Below are 16,770 nucleotides of genomic sequence, written 5' to 3' on the forward strand. Positions count from 1 at the left end.
CACACCATAATGCCAAAAAATTTTACAAAAAAAACATTTCGCATATCAATATGTCAATCGTCTTCATTTTTATAAAATATTGATAACTTCCTATCATCATTCGATTCAATTCATCCAATGCAATGGATTGATTCTGAGTGAAATACACTCAATTAATCCCTCAAGATGACCACTCCAGATGAAGCTGTAACCGCCACATTCTTTCTGATAGAATCAGCAGCCTCAACAGAACAAGTGGTATTGAGAGATGTTAGAAAACCGAGAAGCAAACGCACAGAAAAAAGTGATCGTCGGCATGTCTGGCGGGGTTGATTCATCCGTTTCAGCTTACCTTCTTCAACAACAGGGCTATCAAGTTGAAGGCCTGTTCATGAAAAATTGGGAAGAAGATGATAACGAAGAATACTGTACCGCGGCTGAAGATCTGGCCGATGCTCAGGCTGTTTGCGATAAGTTGGGTATTTATCTTCATACGATCAATTTTGCTGCTGAATACTGGGATAATGTATTCGAATATTTTCTTGCCGAATATAAAGCGGGAAGAACACCAAATCCCGATATTCTGTGTAACAAAGAAATCAAGTTCAAAGCCTTTTTAGAATTTGCTGAAGAGATTCTGGATGCTGACTACATTGCCATGGGACATTATGTCCGTCGGACATTCCCGTCAGGTCATGACAAACCGCAAATGTTAAGAGGCTTAGACAACAATAAAGACCAGAGTTACTTCCTCTACACCTTGAGCCATGAACAGATTGCCAAAAGCCTGTTTCCGGTCGGTGAACTGGAAAAACCACAAGTCCGTCAGATCGCCGAAGAACAAGGTTTAATTACCGCGAAGAAGAAAGATTCCACGGGGATCTGCTTTATCGGGGAAAGAAAATTTACCGATTTCTTGTCGCGTTATCTTCCTGCCCAACCGGGTAAAATAGAAACCCCTGAAGGTAAGGTCATCGGTGAGCATCAAGGGTTGATGTACCATACACTGGGGCAACGCAAAGGTCTCCATATCGGTGGGCTCAAAGAGAGTAGTGAACAGCCTTGGTATGTGGCCGAAAAAGATTTACAACGCAATGTGCTGATTGCAGTCCAAGGTTCCGATCATCCGCGGTTAAAATCTGAAGGATTGGTTGCCTCACAACTACACTGGGTGGATCGTCTCGTACCGGAAAGTCCGTTGCAATGCACAGTGAAAACTCGCTATCGTCAAACGGATATCCCATGTACCATCATCCCTGCCAATAATGGTAAACTAAAAGTCATTTTTGATGAGCCTCAAATCGCTGTGACACCAGGACAGTCCGCTGTATTCTATCTCGGTGATGTCTGTCTCGGTGGCGGGGTCATCGAAACACGAATTCCATACACTGTATTATAAGATTCAGGAGTTTTACGTGGCGAACACAAACTATGACCGCACAATCGCTTTTGCAGGAATTTGTCAGGCAGCATTTCTGGTACAACAGATTGCGAAGAACGGTCAATGTGACTCTGACGCCTTTGAAACTTCAATTAAAGCGATTCTGAACATGAATCCGACCAGTACCATTGATGTGTTCGGACGCGAAGAAAATCTTAAAGTCGGGCTCGAATGCCTGACAAACGGGCTGGACAGCACTCCGTCTGGTAGTGAACTGACACGCTATATTATTAGCCTGATGGCCTTGGAACGTAAACTGAACAGTCGTCGGGATGCGATGTCGCAACTCGGCGATCGCCTTGAAATGCTCGAACGCCAATCAGCTCACTTCGAAATTCTAGATGAACAGATGATGAGTAATATTGCGAGTGTCTATCTGGATGTCATCAGTCCGATCGGGCCACGAATTCAAGTCACTGGCACACCATCTGTGTTACAACAAACCGCGAATCAACATAAAGTCCGAGCGTTGCTCCTTGCCGGGATCAGAAGCGCAGTTTTATGGCGTCAAGTCGGTGGTAAACGCCGTCATCTTATTTTTGGCCGGAAGAAAATGGTCGAACAGGCTAGAATTCTTTTAGCCCGAATTTAAAATATCTCGCGTTCAGGCGAACTAAATTCACTCTCAAATCTAACTCAATATCAATATTCAGGAGAAAAACATGGAACTGTCAGCACTGACTGCTGTTTCACCGGTAGATGGCCGTTACGGAAGTAAAACGATTGCGTTACGCAGTATCTTTAGTGAATATGGCCTCCTAAAGTATCGAACCATCGTTGAAATCCGTTGGTTACAGAAGCTATCCAACACCCCCGGCATTCAAGAAGTCCCTGCCTTCAGTCAAGAAGCAAATCATATTCTGAATGAGATCGCAGCCAACTTCAGTGAAGCGGATGCAGAAAGAATCAAAGAGATTGAGCGCACAACTAACCATGATGTCAAAGCGGTTGAGTATTTTCTGAAAGAGAAAGTATCGGCACATCCTGAATTGAATGCTGTAAGTGAGTTTATCCATTTCGCGTGTACTTCCGAGGATATCAACAACACATCTCATGCGCTGATGCTGAAAGAAGCCAGAGAAACCGTAATTCTCCCTGAAATTCGCAAAATTATTGATGCGATTCGAGTGCTTGCAGAAAAATACCGCGATATTCCCCTCCTTTCCCGGACACATGGTCAACCGGCATCACCAAGCACAATGGGCAAAGAGATGGCGAACGTCGCCTATCGTATGGAACGTCAGTACCGACAAATTGCAAATATTGAAATCTTGGCAAAAATTAATGGTGCCGTGGGTAACTACAACGCACATTTATCGGCTTACCCTGAATTGGACTGGCATCAGTTCAGTGAATCGTTCATCACTGAGTCTCTTGGCGTTACATGGAACCCATATACAACGCAGATCGAGCCGCACGATTATATCGCAGAACTATTTGATGCGATTGCCCGTTTCAACACCATCTTGATTGATTTTGATCGTGATGTCTGGGGTTATATTGCTCTGGGTCATTTCAAACAAAAAACCATCGCGGGTGAAATTGGTTCTTCGACGATGCCACACAAAGTGAACCCAATTGATTTTGAAAATTCAGAAGGTAACCTTGGATTAGCCAATGCTGTATTCACGCATTTGGCACAAAAACTACCGATTTCACGCTGGCAGCGTGACCTAACCGACTCGACTGTCCTACGTAACCTCGGGGTGGGTGTCGGCTATGCGGTGATTGCGTATGGTTCAACATTGAAAGGTATCAGCAAACTTGAACTCAACCGTGAAGCATTGCTGGCCGAGTTAGATCAAAACTGGGAAGTTCTCGCTGAACCTGTCCAGACTGTTATGCGTCGCTACGGTATTGAAAAACCTTATGAAAAACTGAAAGAACTGACTCGCGGCAAACGCGTTGACGGACAAGCAATGCGCCAGTTTATTGAGGGGCTCGACATTCCTGAAGCAGAAAAAGCACGTCTGAAGCAGATGACGCCAGCAAGTTATATCGGTCAGGCTATCGAACTCACGGACAAGCTCTAAGTTATTGACTTCTTTCTGAATTTGAAAAAAGGCTTCCGTTTGGAAGCCTTTTTACGTTTGAATTGAAGGTCGAAGAAAATCTCACCTTCATATTATTTATAGCTGACGTAATGCAGCGATTCTTTTTTCCAGTGGAGGGTGGCTCATCAAGAGTTCGGTCAGAGAACGCTTGCCATTGATACCAAATGCCATCATGGAACCTTCCAGCTGAGATTCATGGCTCATTCTCAAACGTTCTAAAGCCGCAATCATTTTCTGTTTACCGACCAGTTGTGCTGCGCCTGCATCCGCATAAAACTCTCGACGGCGGCTATACCACATCGTAATGACACTGGCCAAAATACCAAATACGAGTTCCAAAACTATGGATACCAAAAAGTAAACCATCGGATTACCACTCTCTCCTTCATCGGAATCACGAGAAGAGACAATCCCGGCAATAAAGCGCGCCATAAAGATAACGAATGTATTCACGACCCCTTGAAGCAGCGTCATAGTCACCATATCACCGTTAGCAATATGGCTCATCTCGTGTGCCAGCACCGCTTCCGCTTCATCCCGGGTCATGTTGTGTAACAGCCCCGTTGAAACCGCAACTAACGAATCGTTCCGCTTTGCTCCGGTTGCAAATGCATTCATATCGGGTGAATCATAAATTGCAACGGTCGGCATACCGACCCCCACCTGTTTCGCCTGACGTTTCACGGTCTCAAATAACCAATGCTCGGTTTCATTGCGTGGATTCTCAATAACCATGCCACCGACAGAGCGTAACGCAATGCCTTTGGACATCAATAATGAAATCAATGACCCGCCGAAACCAAACACAGCGGCCAGAACCAGCAAACCGGACAAGCTCCCCGGTCTGATCCCTGTCACGGCATAAACCACATTTAAGACGATACTGAGCACCAGTATGACTGCAAGGTTGGTTGCCAAAAATAACAAAATGCGTTTCATGACTCACTCTCCCATGAGAAACATACACAAGTTGATCGTTCGTTGAATTCACGCCGTCACGATCTATTATTTAACTCTTATACAGAGCCAGCAGCCACTTTTATTCTTCGTCAATAAAGCATACTGACCCATATATCCATAAAGTATGGTCGTCTATTTCAAAAACAAGGTGAAGCGGTAAATTGCAACATTTGATGACAACGTCACCGCAATCGGACTCGTTTTGAGCACACCGAACAGCAACGTCTCTGGCGATCTTCGCACGTCTGAACGGTCACCATTCAGCGATAAAAACAGTCCTATAAATTAGACTTTAGTCTTATTGTCAATTCGCGGAAAGGCATCTACTTTTATCGTGTACGATGTCGTTCCATACATGATAAAAAAGGAAACCGTCATGTCAGAAGCTAACAACTATCAAATGGCTATTGATTTATTACGTTGTCATTTGGGTCTGTCCGAAGAAGAAGCGAAACAACAGCTCGGTATAGACCAACCGGTATATGAACAGAAAAAACAAAATCAATCACATGCTAAGTCTGCTCAATATACTTATCCGGCAACCCACTAGTTCGTGTTTTTCTCTACAAAGGCCGTCATCACTCAAGATGACGGCTTCGGTTTTTGTGGTTCTTCCATCGACTCGTTGATCACATTTTCTGTGGAACATTTTCCGACCAATCAAGTCTCATCTAAAAAGACAATTTCGATATCTACTGATATTTTTCATTCCTATCCAATAAATCACTTGAACCATAATCAGTAAAGCTCATATAATTATTTGAATTTTAGATATTTTCTCTATCCGGGTGCTCATTATTCGGACAGTTTTGCCAACCACAACGGATCATAGCGACAGAACAATGCTTCGATTAAATGCCGAGGAACGGCCACACTGGCGGGATTTAGCTAAAAAATTCGGCTTTGGTTTTCATACCGCTTATGGTGAACCCTACTGGGATGAAACGGCTTATTACCAGTTCACACTCAAACAAATCGAAGATGACTTAGAAAAACCGACCGAAGCAATCCATCAGATGTGTCTGGAAGTTGTCGATACGGTCGTTGGTAATGAATACTGGCTCCGGAAATTCCAAATCCCGGAATCGATGTGGCAAGGCTTGTATGATTCATGGCAGAAACGCGAACCCTCACTGTATTCTCGCGTTGACTTCGCTTACAACGGTACCCAACCTGCCAAGCTGTATGAAAATAATGCCGATACCCCGACCAGTCTTTATGAAACGGCATTCTGGCAATGGTTATGGCTGGAAGATATGGTCAATCACGGCAAAATACGCCGCGATGCGGATCAATGTAATTTACTGCAAGAACTGTTGATCAGCCGCTTTCAACAATTGGCAACCTATCAGCCCGGTCAAACACTTCATCTATGTTGTTGTAAAGACTCCGTCGAGGATCGCGGCACCGTTCAATATTTGGAAGATTGTGCGAAAGAGGCGGGTCTATCAACCGCCTTTGTTTATGTCGAAGATATCGGGCTGAACACTCAAGGCCAATTTACCGATTTAACCGATAAACCGATCCATTGGATATTTAAACTTTATCCCTGGGAATTCATGTTTCGCGAAGAATATGCAGCCAATATTCACACGGCTTCGGTCAACTGGTTAGAACCCATGTGGAAGTCAATTATCAGTAACAAAGCGCTGCTACCTTTGCTATGGAAAATGTTTCCGAATCATCCGAACCTCTTACCGGCCTATTTTGCCGATGACAAAGATCTGGGCACGTTAAAAGATTATGTCATTAAACCCATTTTTGCCCGCGAAGGTGCAAATATTACGATTGTTCAAAACGGACGTCAGACACTCAGAACTGAAGGCCCGTATGGTGATGAGGGAGTCATCTATCAGGCATACCATCCGTTACCGAAGTTCGGACAGCAATATACCTTGGTCGGCAGTTGGCTGGTCAATCAGGAAGCCGCGGGGATTTCTATCCGGGAAGATGTTTCGCGAGTCACACAAGATATGTCGCGTTATGTACCCCATATCATTATTGACTGACACATATAACCGCCAAACTGCGGATATCATGAACCTTTTGACCAATAAAAAATAATGTAGGGGTTGTTGTTTACCTTTGATAGTGACAAGGTAGCATTCAACCATAGATAACAAGATGAAATGCATCAACACTCCAGTCTTCAGGCTGTCAATCACAGCCTGACTTTTAGTTGATTGTTCTTTCAGATACAAGGAGAAACCTATGTGGCAAATTCATGAAATGATGCCCATTCTTCAACACAACGACGATTGGCAAGTTCAAACTCAGGGAGATGCTCTGATTGTAACCAATGCTGACGGAATTCAAGCTTATATTGCAGTTGCAGGTGAACAGATCCTTGCTGAAGTGGTGTTATTTCCAGCCACACATGTCAAAGATCAGGCACAACTCAATGCACTGATTCTAAAAACGCACAAGATGTTTCCCCTTTCAACCATTGCGATTAACGAGATCAATCAGGCAGATTATTACGTGGCTTTCGGTGCATTGTCATCGCAATCCAAAGCAGAAAGCATCCTCATTGAGGTTGAAACCCTGTTTCGTAATGTTGAAGCATTTATCGAGTTGTATCAGGAAGAGTTAATCACGGAGTAATATGATGAGTGTCTGGAAAAAATTATTCACCGCGATTAAAGGCGGTGCCAACGAAACCGCAGAAGCGCTTGTCGATCAACAAGCACTGCGTATTTTGGATCAAGAAATTCGTGAAGCGAAAGCAGAGTTGAAACGTTCAGATGAAGCGCTGGTCAGTATTGTTGCGAAACGTAAGCTGTCCGAACAAAAAATAGCTTCGTTGGAACAAGGGATCGCGGAGTACGAAGCACATGCCCGTAACGCAATGGAAAAAGGGTCTCAAGAGCTGGCTCTTGAATGTGCTCAAAAGGTTGCCGATCTCAGAAACGAATCTTCCGTAGAAAATAACTATCTCGGAGAGTTTAAAAAATCTGAGCAAGTCATGCGTACCAATATCACGCAGGCAAAAAGTAAGCTCCGCCAGTTGGAACAGCAGATTGATGTAGTCAAAGCCAATGAAGCGGTGCAAAAAGCACAGAGTGCGGTTTCAGCGACGAATGTCGGTGCCAATGCCAAAATGCATACTGCTGTTGAGTCACTGGAGCGAATTAAGAAACGTCAGGCAGAACGCAGTGCTCAATTAGAAGCTGCAGCAGAAATGGCCGAAGAAAGTAGTGGCCAAAGTCTGGATCGCAAACTGGCAGAAGCCGGCATTACTCCCGGCGGAACAAGTTCAGCCAGTGATGAACTTGAGCGTATCCTCAAAGGTGGTCAGTCATAAGGTCACGCTTTTAACAGGTTGGCAGTTGTGTTGAACAACTGCCACATGCAAAGTGATCCTCATTGCAACAGAACTAAACGATTATGCCTATCTTTATTCAATTAAGACGTTGGATATATACACAAATAAACCAGATGAGCGAGAAGAATATTATTCTCGCATTTGGTGGTTATCTGCTGATTAGCTGGCTAGGACTGAATGCTATAGGCGAGACAGCAATTACCCAATCATTTACCGATTTCGTCTACTACCTCGTAGTGACTTCTTCAACGGTCGGTTATGGTGATTTTTCACCAGCGACCGATGCGGGTAAATGGTTTGTCGCATTGTTTATCATTCCGGTCGGACTGGGGATTTTTGCCCTGACGCTCGGCCGTATCGCCACGCTGTTCATCCTGTACTGGAAACGTAGTTTACTTGGCAAACGGAAAATTAAAGTGAATGACCATATTTTAGTATTGGGCTGGAACGAACAACGCACCCTTCACCTGCTCAATATGCTACAACACGAACAAGATACACCACGTCCGATTGTGCTGTGTGTCCGCCCGGAAATCGAAAATCCTCGTCCCGGAGAAATAGAATTCGTCCGCGTGACCAGCTTCACCGATCAGGCCGGTATGAACCGAGCTGGTGTTCAAAATGCAAGCTGTATCATCATTGATAATCCTGAAGATGATATTACCCTCTCTGCCGCTTTATTCTGTTCAGGCCAAAATCCGAATGCTCATATTCTGGCTTATTTTAATGATGAAGGGCTCAGCATTCTCCTGAAACACCACTGTCCGAATGTCGAATGCATTCCTTCCGTTTCTGTCGAAATGCTCGCGAAAGCAGCAGTTGACCCGGGGTCAAGTACACTTCACCATGAATTGCTCAGTTCAGAGAAGGGAATGACCCAATATTCAGTCATCTATCCGACCGGACAGGGCCAAACATCGCTTGAAGCATTATTCCTGCAATTCAAGCAGCAATATGAGGCTATTCTGATTGCGGTAGATCGTGGACAAGGGATTGAACTCAACCCACCACTGAATACGTCGATAACCGGTGGTGACAAACTATTTTATATCGCTGAAAAACGCATTCATCAATTTCGGTGGTCTGTGTAACGTCGCTTAAATAAGCGATCGTTATTCAGCTCGTCGTCATGACTTTAACCAAGGTGATACCATGTTTAGCTGGCTGAAGAACAAAGTAACCGATTCACAAACATCTGAGCCGACAGCGCCTGAAGTGCTCGGTTTCCGTCTGGGAGGTGCCTTTGAGTTTGATGCGCTCAAACTTAAATTAATCGAACCGGAACTGATTATCGAAGGTGTCTCATCCACACAACTGATTCAGGCTGTGGGAGAGATCCAACTGGACGCACAAACCCGCTTACTGCGTTTTTACACCGATGACGACGGTTATGTACAGGTCTTACAAGAAGGGACGCAAGACGCGGATGTCCGTGAAGTCAAAATGTTTTATTACTATGACACGTCACCGATCGACACCGAGAATCAATGGCAAACGCTTCTTGAAAGTGGCATCGTCAAAACAGACTGGTCATTGGAAGATCATCAATTTCAAAAAGCCTGGGACAATATCGTGCCCGTCGCAATGACAGAAAAAACCTGGCACAAAGACGGTTCGATCACAGAGACCGATCAGTTCGTCATGGTTTACGAACGAGAAACTGAGTCTGGTTATTTTGAAGGCCTGATGGTGGCTGGAGAAGAAGTGATCAATCAGTACAACGCTGAACACTGTCTGGTATTAAGTACCTATTTTGAACTCACCCCGACCGATTTTAAAATCATTGGATAATCATTGCTGTATTAGGAAATATTTATGGAACTTATACGTCATTCACTCCTTGGACTAGGTAATTTTTCACTTTACTTTGTGATATCGCTGGTCTTTCTGATTCTGTTTAAGCTGATCTATGTGCGAATCACCCCTTATGATGAGTGGAAACTGGTCAAAGATGATAAAAATACCGCTGCCGGAATTGCCTTATCCGGTTCGATGATCGGCTTTTCTCTGGCGCTCGCCGGTGCTGCCAGCAACTCGGTAAACCTCGTTGACTTTTGTGTCTGGAGTTTGGTCGCACTGATTGCCCAAGTTGTCGCTTTTCTGGTGGTTCGCTTTGGCTTTATGCCAAAACTCGCAGAACGGATCGAAGCCGGAGAAATCCCCGCGGCCATTCTGATGGCGGCGATGTCTGTCTCTGTCGGTCTGTTAAATGCGGCCTGTATGACCTACTAGGAGCCGGATGATGAAGAGAAGTAAACAAGTCGTTCTGGCACACATGAAGAAAGATTGGCGTTGTGCCGCTTATGCCCCGATTACCGTTGCAATTGCCGGCCTTGCACTGTCCGGCTGTGGTGACAGCGGTAAGGATGCCGTCATTTATAAAGGTGTTGATGATTGTATCAACGACAACCCAAGCTATACCACGGAATGTAAGGCAGCCTACCAGAATGCTGTGACAGAATCAGCACGGACAGCTCCACGCTACAATTCACTCAATGACTGTATTGCCGATTTCGGTGTCGATATGTGTCGCTCGGATCCGAATAATCACAGTTGGTTTATGCCCGCCATGGCTGGGTTCATGTTTGCCAGAATGTTAGACGGTCCCCGGTCTTATTATTCACAACCGATGTTCTATTCTAATTACCCTAACAGTCCTTATTACCATCAGTGGCGCAGTGCAAGCGGGAATCGTTACGGTAGTTCAAGTTATAGAACGAATCCGGTTAAAATTCATCGCGATCAAATGAAACCCAAACCAACCGTGACCCGGACAATCTCCCGCGGTGGTTTTGGCTCGACATCATCGGCGAAATCAAGCTGGGGTAGTTCATCAAGCCGCAGCTTCGGTTCTTCCAGCCGCAGCTGGGGAGGCTAACAAAGCGGTGGTTCAACGTGAGGAGAGAGTACAATCTCCTCCGTAATCCACACTCAATAAAAATGCCGAGAAAATCTCGGCATTTTTATTGTCATTGAGTCGTGATGAATCGATTTAAACCAGTAGTGGCTCTACATCAATAAATCGTCCCAATTCCTGGCGTTTCGCACTGGGTACATAAGGAATTTCGCCCAGCTTCGGTGCATTCATTTTCTGTTCCAGCATTTCAATAATATCGGCATAATGTTCAGTCCCCGGATTGATACGATTTGCGACCCATCCGATGATCTCCAAACCATCCGCCCGAATGCTTTCAGCGGTCAGCATAGCATGATTCAGACATCCCAGTTGGATACCGACGACCAATACCACCGGCACCTGTTCCTGTTTCACCCAGTCAGACAGAAACTCGGTATCCGACACCGGCACACGCCAGCCGCCTGCGCCTTCAATCAAAACAATATCTGTATTGGCTTTATGCTGCGCTAACTTGTCACTTAATACCGAAAAGTCGATCGCAACACCCGCATGTTTCGCTGCAATATGTGGTGACGTCGGCAATTCCAGTGCATAAGGATTAATATTGTCATAATCACTCTGACAGGTAGAAACCTTAATGAGATGTAAAGCATCGGAATTGCGAAAACCGGATTCAGTTTTCTCACATCCTGACGCCACGGGTTTATAACCTATCGTTTTCAAATCCTTGGCAGCAAGTGCCTGTAAGATCGCTTTTGATGCGACCGTTTTACCGACATCCGTATCTGTACCTGCAATAAATAGTGCGTCGATCATTGCTGAATAACCCCAAAACAAACCTGATAAGTAGCAGGAAGTAGCCCTTCTTGGTTGGCAAATGTTTGATATGCCGCCTCAACCTGAACAAGCACCCGGTGACTGATTAGCCGATTCGTCCGCTCGTCAATATGTGTTGCACCAATGCCTTTTAGATCTTTCATTAGATGCATTGCTGAGTCGTACCAAAGCCCGAACGAACATAAGTCTATCTGATACGGTGTGCAGCCAGCTTGCGCTAACGCAATTTTTACCGCATTCCCAGAGATAAAGCGGTTCACATGTTGGGCTGAATCAACTTTCGCCCAGGCCTGTTCCAGTTCGATCAGAGAGCCTGCAACTAAAATAGAGAAGCAGCCCTTTCCTGCGGGTTTGAGAACCCGTTTGATTTCCCGGAATGAGACCGACAACGACTCACACCATTGCAATGCTAAACTAGAGAACACAAAATCAACACTGTGATCGGCCAAGGGTAAAGCCTCAGCATCACAGTGACAGTATTCAAATCCGGACGTACCGCAACGCTGTCTGGCCTGCTCCAGCATACTCTGCGACAAATCGGCACAAATCACCTCAGCGCCACGCTGACGCATTTGTTCCGAAAAGAACCCCGTTCCACAGCCAAGATCCAAAACAACACAGCCGTGTAAATCCGGCGGTAGCTCATTGAGGAGTTGCTGTCCGACTTCACGCTGAAAAGCCGCATGGCGATCATAGCTTTGCGCTGCTTTACCAAATGCTGCAGCAATACGCGCTTTTCTCTGGGAAACGGACGATGATAAGGGTTGCTGGATCATCTCAATATTCACCGATAACCTCCATAACTTGCTGCAATGTCATTGCCAGTTGACGAACCTGAGCCTCACTATGCCCGGCTGTCAGGGTAACTCTTAATCTTGCTGTGCCTTCCGGCACCGTTGGCGGACGAATCGCACTCACCCAAATTCCCCGTTCCCGCAAAGCTGTCGCAAACCGTAAAGTACGTTCGCTACTGCCAATAATCAGCGGCTGAATCGGAGTTTGTGACAGCGACGCAGCCGCAACCCAAGGGAGATGAGTATGATATATCTCCTGAAGTTGCCGGAGTTTGTCACGCCGCCACTGCTCCCGCTGAATCATTTCAATTGCCCGGCTCAGCGCATAAGCTTGTGCTGGTGGGATTGCTGTCGAATAGACATGATGTCTGGCAAACTGGGTGAGATAATCACCGGTGTCCCGATCACACAACACCGCTGCGCCTGAGAGGCCGAATGCTTTACCGAATGTCACCACCAACAGATCAGGGTGGATTCCTGCGGCAGCACAACTGCCCATACCATTTTCTCCCAGCACCCCGATACCATGGGCATCATCAACCATTAATATCGCCCGATGCTGCACGCAAGCACTCAATTCAGTTAATGGTGCACAATCGCCATCCATACTGAACACCCCCTCGGTGACCACGACATTGGTTTGATCGGTGGAAAGCAATGTCGATAGATGGTCCACATCATTGTGGCGAAAGCGCTTCATCGTGGCTGTCGAAAGTGTTCCGGCTTCCATCAGAGACGCGTGGTTCAACCGATCCTGAAGCAGTAAGTCACCCCGTTGTAATAAGGTAAACAAAACCGCTTGATTGGCGCTAAACCCTGAATTAAACAGAATCGCCCGTTCATATCCCAGCCATTCGCACAACATCGCTTCGAGCGTTTGGTGCGTCTGGTGAAATCCCGTCACTAACGGTGAGGCACCACTGCCACACCCGTAACGACTGAGACCTTCCTGCCATGCAGCAATCAAGGCCGGGTCGGTGGCAAGTCCAAGGTAATCATTACTGGAAAAATTAAGATATTCATGTCCCTGATGAACAAACTGTGCCCCATTCTGGCGTGTAAGAGGTACCAGCTCCCGCGTCAATCCTCGCGAAGCGCGCTCAGCTAATGCGCTCTTCAGCCGTTGTTTAAATGCCGGCTTCATAGAACAGATCATCTTTCCCGGGACGCGCCGCGACACGTTCGACGACTCGATCAAGTAACTCGTTTTCCTGAATTTCGTCCGGTTTCTGTACCACTTGCTGACGATTAATCCCCAGTTTACGGAACAGTTGCATGTCGCTGTCTTCCGCCGGATTCGGTGTCGTCAGTAATTTACAGCCATAGAAAATAGAATTCGCGCCCGCCATAAAACAGAGTGTCTGCATTTGCTCGTTCATTTGCTCCCGTCCGGCAGATAAGCGAACCGCAGACTGAGGCATCATAATACGTGCGACAGCAATCAGCCGAATAAAATCAAATGGATCCACATCCTCAGCGGATTCCAGCGGCGTCCCTTTAACTTTCACCAACATATTGATCGGCACGCTCTCCGGTTGGGTCGGCAGGTTTGCCAGTTCAACCAGCAGTCCGGCGCGGTCATCAGTGCTTTCGCCCATCCCGATAATGCCACCGGAGCAGATCTTCATCCCCGCATCCCGGACATGTGCCAGAGTATCAAGACGATCCTGATAAGTTCGGGTAGTAATGATATTGCCGTAAAATTCAGGGGAAGTATCAAGATTGTGGTTATAGTAATCCAATCCGGCATGAGCCAGTTCCTGAGCTTGCTCAGCAGTGAGCATCCCCAGAGTCATACAGGTTTCCAGCCCCATATCTTTCACTCCGGAAATCATCTCTTTTAACAGCGGCATATCACGCGCTTTCGGGTTCTTCCATGCCGCTCCCATACAAAAACGAGTCGAACCGGACGCCTTTGCTTTCTGGGCGGCATCCAACACTCGCTCAACCTCCATCAGACGTTCTTTATCAACATCGGTGCGATAATGAGCACTTTGCGGACAATATTTACAATCCTCAGGACATGCACCGGTTTTAATCGATAGCAATGTGCTGACCTGAACATAGTTATGCGGTTGGTACTGACGATGTACTTGCTGGGCTTCAAACAATAAATCCATGAAAGGTTTATTGAGCAAAGATTGCACTTCTGCAACCGTCCAATCATGACGAACTTCCACGTGTATTCCTTCTTCTTATCAGAGAGACTTTTGTTGGCTAGTCTAAACAGAAGCGCTACACTGTCAACAAAATAAAAACCAACAGGTTTACAATTGATTTAATTATGAACACAATAAATTTAGATTTCGACCGAAATCACATCTGGCATCCCTATACATCAACTATCTCACCTCTCAATTGCTATCCGGTCAGTCATGCTGCAGGGAATCGAATTCATCTGGAAAGTGGCGAAACGCTGATCGATGGGATGTCTTCTTGGTGGGCCGCCATTCACGGTTACAACCATCCCCGGCTGAACACCGCCGTCACCGAACAGTTGTCACGCATGTCGCATGTGATGTTTGGCGGTCTGACTCATCAGCCAGCCGTGAGTTTGTGTCAAAAATTACTACAAATGGTTCCCCCTTCACTCCAGCATGTCTTTCTTGCAGATTCAGGATCGGTTGCTGTTGAAGTGGCTTTGAAAATGGCGCTGCAATACTGGCATAGTCGCGGAGAATCCCGGCCGCGCTTTTTAACCCTTCGTCACGGCTATCACGGTGATACTTTTGCCGCCATGTCAGTCACAGATCCGGACAATTCGATGCATCGTCTCTATCGGGGGTTTCTGCCGGAGCATCTGTTTGCAACCTCGCCACAGACCGGCTTTGATGAGCCGTGGAATCCACAGGATATCGACGATTTTCAGTCTCAGCTCGAACAACATCACCAAACCATTGCAGCTGTCATCCTCGAGCCGATTGTTCAGGGCGCAGGCGGCATGCGGATTTACCATCCTCGCTACTTACAGGAAGTCAGAAAGCTGTGTGATCAGTTCAATGTCTTGCTGATTGTCGATGAGATCGCCACCGGATTTGGCCGAACGGGGAAACTGTTCGCGTGTGAACACGCGCAGATCGAGCCGGATATCCTCTGTATCGGTAAGGCATTAACCGGTGGTTATATGACGTTGTCAGCCACTTTGACCACTCAGCACATTGCCCAAACCGTCTGTTCCGGAGAAGCGCAATGTTTTATGCACGGCCCGACATTTATGGGCAATCCGTTAGCCTGCGCAGTTGCCGAAGCGAGCTTGAGTCTGATTGAAACGGGCGATTGGCAAACTCAGGTGCAGCAAATCGAGCATTTTTTTGCCACTCATCTGCCACCGCTGCAACAGTACAGGATGGTGAAAGATGTCCGTTGGCTCGGTGCCATCGGCGTTATAGAAACCCATCAGGCAGTCAGAATGGAAGCTATTCAAGCTCATTTTGTCAGTCAGGGGGTGTGGATTCGTCCCTTTGGCCGATTAATTTACCTGATGCCGCCTTACCTCTCGACCGCTGATGATTTGGCTCAGTTGGTGCAAGCCATTGAACAGGCCTTGCAACAACCGGCACTATTTTTTCAGTGATTCATTTTTCAGAACTCCGAACGGATGAATGATCATTTAGTGGGCTGGGCGATACGCCTCGCCCATGTCTACGACTATCGATCTTGTGCTGATAATCTTCGTGAATCAAAGCAATTCAACACCATTGCCAACAGCCAGCCGCAAAACAACCCACCAGCATTAGCTGCCAAATCCAGCCACTCTCCGTAACGATTGACGTAAGGTTGAACCAGCTCAATCCCGCCACTGTAGACCAATAAAGCGACACCGATCCATCCCCAACACCGGGGTTGCCGCAATGCCACCGGAAACATTAAAACGGCATAACCGATCAAATGGTGGGTTTTGTCTGTCCCCGGGACACTCGGTAAGGTGGCAAGCGGCCACAATGACAAAACCGTGATAGCGACAAGGATCAACCCAGTGATGATTAACCAGTATTTTTTCACTATTTGTAATGATCTGAGAATGAGGGACATGAATACGCTCTAAACTGACGTGAATGCAATATGGCGCTTATTCTCCGCGGATGCCAGAGCCAAGGCAAATATTTATTTAGGGTGGTCAAACGATTGCGTTATCGTTCACCTTCCCAAATCTTTTGATAAGGGATTGAACCGATATTTTCTGCTGCTATAGTGCCCGCCAATGAACCAGACAAGGGTCACAGAATGAATGCAAATACAGTAGAAATCATTGGTTACGCCGCATCACTGATGGTGGCGCTGTCATTTACAATGAAAGATATCGTCAAACTACGAATCGTCAACTGCATCGGCTGCCTGCTATTCGTCACTTACGGTCTGATTATTGATTCATGGCCCGTGACACTTGCCAACCTGTTTATTACCGTTGCCAACATTTATTACCTGCACAAAGCGCGCGGAGAGGCCCATCAGCTATCGGGCAACGTTTAACTGTCAGAGTATTACACCAAGTTATCCTTATTTTATCAGCACGCAACTTATCA

Annotated in this window: 19 protein-coding genes; 13 read left to right on the forward strand and 6 right to left on the reverse strand. The window is 46.4% G+C overall.

Annotated elements, in window-relative coordinates; genetic code table 11:
- Positions 1 to 247: 247 nt before the first annotated feature.
- From mnmA to purB, 3 genes are all read left to right on the forward strand, one after another.
- Complete coding sequence (gene mnmA / locus VRK_RS08700; RefSeq protein WP_059120993.1) at positions 248 to 1,378, forward strand: tRNA 2-thiouridine(34) synthase MnmA; 1,131 nt, start codon at positions 248 to 250, stop codon at positions 1,376 to 1,378.
- A 16-nt stretch (positions 1,379 to 1,394) separates the two neighbouring features.
- Positions 1,395 to 2,012, forward strand: coding sequence for a high frequency lysogenization protein HflD (gene hflD, locus VRK_RS08705; RefSeq protein ID WP_059120994.1), 618 nt, complete (start codon positions 1,395 to 1,397; stop codon positions 2,010 to 2,012).
- A gap of 70 nt (positions 2,013 to 2,082) precedes the next feature.
- A complete protein-coding gene (purB, locus tag VRK_RS08710) occupies positions 2,083 to 3,453 on the forward strand; it encodes an adenylosuccinate lyase (RefSeq protein WP_059120995.1) in 1,371 nt (456 codons plus the stop codon).
- A gap of 96 nt (positions 3,454 to 3,549) precedes the next feature.
- Here the strand turns inward: purB and htpX are convergent, their stop codons facing one another.
- Positions 3,550 to 4,413 carry a protease HtpX gene (gene htpX / locus VRK_RS08715; RefSeq protein WP_059120996.1) on the reverse strand — a complete coding sequence of 288 codons (864 nt, stop codon included), beginning with the start codon at positions 4,411 to 4,413 and terminating at the stop codon, positions 3,550 to 3,552.
- A 397-nt stretch (positions 4,414 to 4,810) separates the two neighbouring features.
- On the opposite strand from htpX, the gene VRK_RS21275 reads away from it, so the two are divergent.
- The 8 genes from VRK_RS21275 (at position 4,811) to VRK_RS08750 (ending at position 10,637) form a co-directional block, all read left to right on the forward strand.
- Positions 4,811 to 4,984: a hypothetical protein gene (locus VRK_RS21275; RefSeq protein ID WP_197413084.1), complete on the forward strand. Its 174-nt coding sequence runs from the start codon at positions 4,811 to 4,813 to the stop codon at positions 4,982 to 4,984.
- 292 nt (positions 4,985 to 5,276) lie between these two features.
- Positions 5,277 to 6,443: a glutathionylspermidine synthase family protein gene (locus VRK_RS08720; RefSeq protein WP_059120997.1), complete on the forward strand. Its 1,167-nt coding sequence runs from the start codon at positions 5,277 to 5,279 to the stop codon at positions 6,441 to 6,443.
- Between the two features lie 220 nt (positions 6,444 to 6,663).
- On the forward strand, positions 6,664 to 7,038 hold the full coding sequence (locus tag VRK_RS08725; RefSeq protein ID WP_231735808.1) for a DUF2170 family protein: 375 nt from the start codon (positions 6,664 to 6,666) through the stop codon (positions 7,036 to 7,038).
- A gap of 4 nt (positions 7,039 to 7,042) precedes the next feature.
- On the forward strand, positions 7,043 to 7,738 hold the full coding sequence (locus VRK_RS08730; protein WP_059122717.1) for a PspA/IM30 family protein: 696 nt from the start codon (positions 7,043 to 7,045) through the stop codon (positions 7,736 to 7,738).
- Between the two features lie 83 nt (positions 7,739 to 7,821).
- Entirely contained in the window at positions 7,822 to 8,850 is a 1,029-nt protein-coding gene (locus VRK_RS08735) for a potassium channel family protein (protein ID WP_059120999.1), read from the forward strand.
- 61 nt (positions 8,851 to 8,911) lie between these two features.
- A complete protein-coding gene (locus VRK_RS08740) occupies positions 8,912 to 9,550 on the forward strand; it encodes a YjfK family protein (RefSeq protein ID WP_059121000.1) in 639 nt (212 codons plus the stop codon).
- 24 nt (positions 9,551 to 9,574) lie between these two features.
- Positions 9,575 to 9,991, forward strand: a complete 417-nt coding sequence (locus VRK_RS08745) for a DUF350 domain-containing protein (protein ID WP_059121001.1) — start codon at positions 9,575 to 9,577, stop codon at positions 9,989 to 9,991.
- 7 nt (positions 9,992 to 9,998) lie between these two features.
- Complete coding sequence (locus VRK_RS08750; protein WP_231735753.1) at positions 9,999 to 10,637, forward strand: DUF1190 family protein; 639 nt, start codon at positions 9,999 to 10,001, stop codon at positions 10,635 to 10,637.
- A gap of 114 nt (positions 10,638 to 10,751) precedes the next feature.
- Here VRK_RS08750 and bioD read toward each other — a convergent pair whose 3' ends face one another.
- From bioD to bioB, 4 genes are read right to left on the reverse strand one after another with little or no spacing between them, the layout of a single operon-like run.
- Positions 10,752 to 11,432 (reverse strand): dethiobiotin synthase, encoded by a 681-nt coding sequence (gene bioD, locus VRK_RS08755; RefSeq protein ID WP_059121003.1) that lies wholly within the window; start codon positions 11,430 to 11,432, stop codon positions 10,752 to 10,754.
- Positions 11,429 to 12,229: a malonyl-ACP O-methyltransferase BioC gene (gene bioC / locus VRK_RS08760; protein WP_059122718.1), complete on the reverse strand. Its 801-nt coding sequence runs from the start codon at positions 12,227 to 12,229 to the stop codon at positions 11,429 to 11,431. Before bioC ends, bioD begins: the two co-directional genes overlap by 4 nt.
- A 1-nt stretch (position 12,230) precedes the next feature.
- Entirely contained in the window at positions 12,231 to 13,391 is a 1,161-nt protein-coding gene (gene bioF, locus VRK_RS08765) for an 8-amino-7-oxononanoate synthase (protein WP_059121004.1), read from the reverse strand.
- On the reverse strand, positions 13,375 to 14,427 hold the full coding sequence (gene bioB / locus VRK_RS08770; RefSeq protein ID WP_059121005.1) for a biotin synthase BioB: 1,053 nt from the start codon (positions 14,425 to 14,427) through the stop codon (positions 13,375 to 13,377). Before bioB ends, bioF begins: the two co-directional genes overlap by 17 nt.
- 113 nt (positions 14,428 to 14,540) lie before the next feature.
- On the opposite strand from bioB, the gene bioA reads away from it, so the two are divergent.
- Entirely contained in the window at positions 14,541 to 15,821 is a 1,281-nt protein-coding gene (gene bioA, locus VRK_RS08775; RefSeq protein WP_059122719.1) for an adenosylmethionine--8-amino-7-oxononanoate transaminase, read from the forward strand.
- 74 nt (positions 15,822 to 15,895) lie between these two features.
- Here bioA and VRK_RS08780 read toward each other — a convergent pair whose 3' ends face one another.
- A complete protein-coding gene (locus VRK_RS08780) occupies positions 15,896 to 16,279 on the reverse strand; it encodes a VanZ family protein (RefSeq protein ID WP_059121006.1) in 384 nt (127 codons plus the stop codon).
- Between the two features lie 192 nt (positions 16,280 to 16,471).
- On the opposite strand from VRK_RS08780, the gene VRK_RS08785 reads away from it, so the two are divergent.
- Entirely contained in the window at positions 16,472 to 16,717 is a 246-nt protein-coding gene (locus tag VRK_RS08785) for a YgjV family protein (RefSeq protein ID WP_059121007.1), read from the forward strand.
- The last annotated feature ends 53 nt before the right edge of the window (positions 16,718 to 16,770 follow it).

The organism is Vibrio sp. MEBiC08052, from assembly GCF_001506075.1.
Lineage (GTDB): Bacteria > Pseudomonadota > Gammaproteobacteria > Enterobacterales > Vibrionaceae > Vibrio.